The sequence below is a fragment of the Psychromonas sp. SR45-3 genome, from assembly GCF_014163575.1.
In the GTDB taxonomy this organism is placed as follows: Bacteria; Pseudomonadota; Gammaproteobacteria; order Enterobacterales; family Psychromonadaceae; genus Psychromonas; species Psychromonas arctica.
Genome location: NZ_JACJDP010000079.1, coordinates 1 through 2313 on the forward strand (window position 1 = coordinate 1; position 2313 = coordinate 2313).

The following is a 2313-nucleotide window of genomic DNA, read 5'->3' on the forward strand; positions in this document are numbered from 1 at the left end:
TTTCTCTTTAGCTCAGTTGGCAGAGCAACGGACTGTCCTGTTTATAAGATATAGCGTGTGTTGCTGGTTAAAGCCCAGCAAGAGGAGCCACATGAAAAAGCCTGAACACATTGTTCGGGCTTTTTTTTACCTAAAATTTATGATCTACTTATACATTAGTAAAATAAGGAATTTCTCTTTAGCTCAGTTGGCAGAGCAACGGACTGTCCTGTTTATAAGATATAGCGTGTGTTGCTGGTTAAAGCCCAGCAAGAGGAGCAACATTAAAAAGCCTGAATACATTGTTCGGGCTTTTTTTACCTAAAATTTATGATCTACTTATACATTAGCAAAATAAGGAATTCCTCTTTAGCTCAGTTGGCAGAGCAACGGACTGTCCTGTTTATAAGATATAGCGTGTGTTGCTGGTTAAAGCCCAGCAAGAGGAGCCATGTTTAAGACCTGCCTTATCGAATAAATTTTTTTGCTTAAACCCTATGACCTATTCAACAGGCGAACAAAAAGAGTCACTCCTCTTTAGCTCGATTGATAGAGATACTGAAACACTGTTAATTCATTTAGATTTATAGTGATAAAGTTATAATTTCTTTTTGGCTTAGTAGCCAAAGCAATGTAAGCACTGTTATTTGATGTGAAAACAGTCAATTTTTATTAACTCTCTTAATTTAACCTGATCCTGTAAATAACTCTGTGTAACTGCGTGTTTGTGCCTGCTTTTAATAACAAGACAGAAATAGCAATCTTATTGATGATTAAATAACGTTGTCCCTTAGTATTTACTGCTAAACACTGTTAATAAAATATCTAAATTAATAAATCTTAATATTTAGCATGAATCGCCTAAACGCTGTCAATTGATATTATTTATTTAATGTAAACTTAAAATAAGCAAATATATCTTTTTTATAAACCTTATTGTTTAGCTGTTTTTTTGTTCTATTTTTATCACTAATATTGATTTATGGTCAAAAAAACTGCGAATATAGCCATAAAAATATGTTAACTAGCTTGCTGATCGGTTAAGGTTCTGTTGAATTTTTTTAAGGACTTTAGAGAGGGATTTATGGAGTCAGTACAAAACCATGTTACTGCATTAATTAGTAGTGCAGATACATTATTTATTTTATTAGGCGCAATCATGGTTTTTGCCATGCATGCGGGATTTGCTTTTTTAGAAGTAGGCACCGTGCGCCATAAAAACCAAGTTAACGCCTTGGTTAAAATCATGTCTGACTTTGGAGTGTCAGCATTGGTTTATTTCTTTTTTGGTTATTGGCTAGCTTACGGTGTGACCTTTTTTGATGGTGCTGCTGTTTTAGCTAAAAATAACGGATATGAGTTAGTTAAATTTTTCTTCCTAATGACCTTTGCCGCTGCTATTCCTGCGATTATTTCGGGTGGTGTTGCTGAACGTGCTAAGTTTAATCCTATGCTGATTGCAGCCGCGCTTTGTGTTGGCCTGGTTTACCCTTTCTTTGAAGGTCTTATGTGGAATGGTAACTATGGTTTCCAAGATTGGTTAACAGCTAACTTTGGTGCTGCCTTTCATGATTTTGCTGGCTCTATTGTAGTGCATGCAGTGGGTGGGTGGATTGCTTTTGCTGCCATTATTGTTTTAGGTAGCCGTAATGGTCGTTATCGCAACGGTAAAGTAGTGGCGTTTGCACCATCTAATATTCCATTACTTGCCTTAGGTGCTTGGATACTGTCTATTGGCTGGTTTGGTTTTAATGTTATGTCTGCACAGGCCATTGAAGGTATTAGTGGTTTAGTGGCAATGAACTCATTGATGGCGATGGTTGGTGGTATTATTAGCTCGTTAGTTATTGGTAAAAAAGATCCTGGTTTCATCCATAATGGACCATTAGCCGGCTTAGTCGCAGTGTGTGCAGGTTCTGATTTAATGCATCCTATTGGTGCACTAATGACTGGATTAGTCGCTGGTGGTTTATTTGTGTGGTTATTTACCTACGTACAAAATAAATTTTCGAATTTTGATGATGTGCTAGGTGTGTGGCCATTACATGGTATTTGCGGTTTATGGGGTGGTATCGCTGCGGGTATTTTTGGTCTTGAAAGCTTTGGTGGTTTAGGTGGCGTGACCTTTATGAGTCAATTCATTGGCTCTATTACAGGCGTAGTGTTTGCAGTTGTTGGTGGTTTCGTCGTTTATAAAGGGGTTAATGCCATCATGCCTATTCGTCTTAGTGAAGAAGATGAATTTAATGGTGCAGATGTCGCCATTCATAAAATTGGTGCAACCAACCTGAATAATAATTAATTATATGATTATTAATCTACAGGCTAAGAAGT

General features: G+C 36.9%; 1 protein-coding gene and 3 tRNA genes. All 4 read left to right on the plus strand.

Annotation, left to right across the window (positions count from 1 at the left end):
• Position 1: 1 nt before the first annotated feature.
• Positions 2–90 (plus strand) — tRNA-OTHER (locus H5084_RS19120).
• A gap of 82 nt (positions 91–172) precedes the next feature.
• Positions 173–258: transfer RNA gene (locus H5084_RS19125), tRNA-OTHER, on the plus strand.
• An 84-nt stretch (positions 259–342) separates the two neighbouring features.
• Positions 343–431: transfer RNA gene (locus tag H5084_RS19130), tRNA-OTHER, on the plus strand.
• 632 nt (positions 432–1063) lie between these two features.
• Positions 1064–2281, plus strand: coding sequence for an ammonium transporter (locus tag H5084_RS19135; RefSeq protein ID WP_182692220.1), 1218 nt, complete (start codon positions 1064–1066; stop codon positions 2279–2281).
• Positions 2282–2313: the final 32 nt, after the last annotated feature.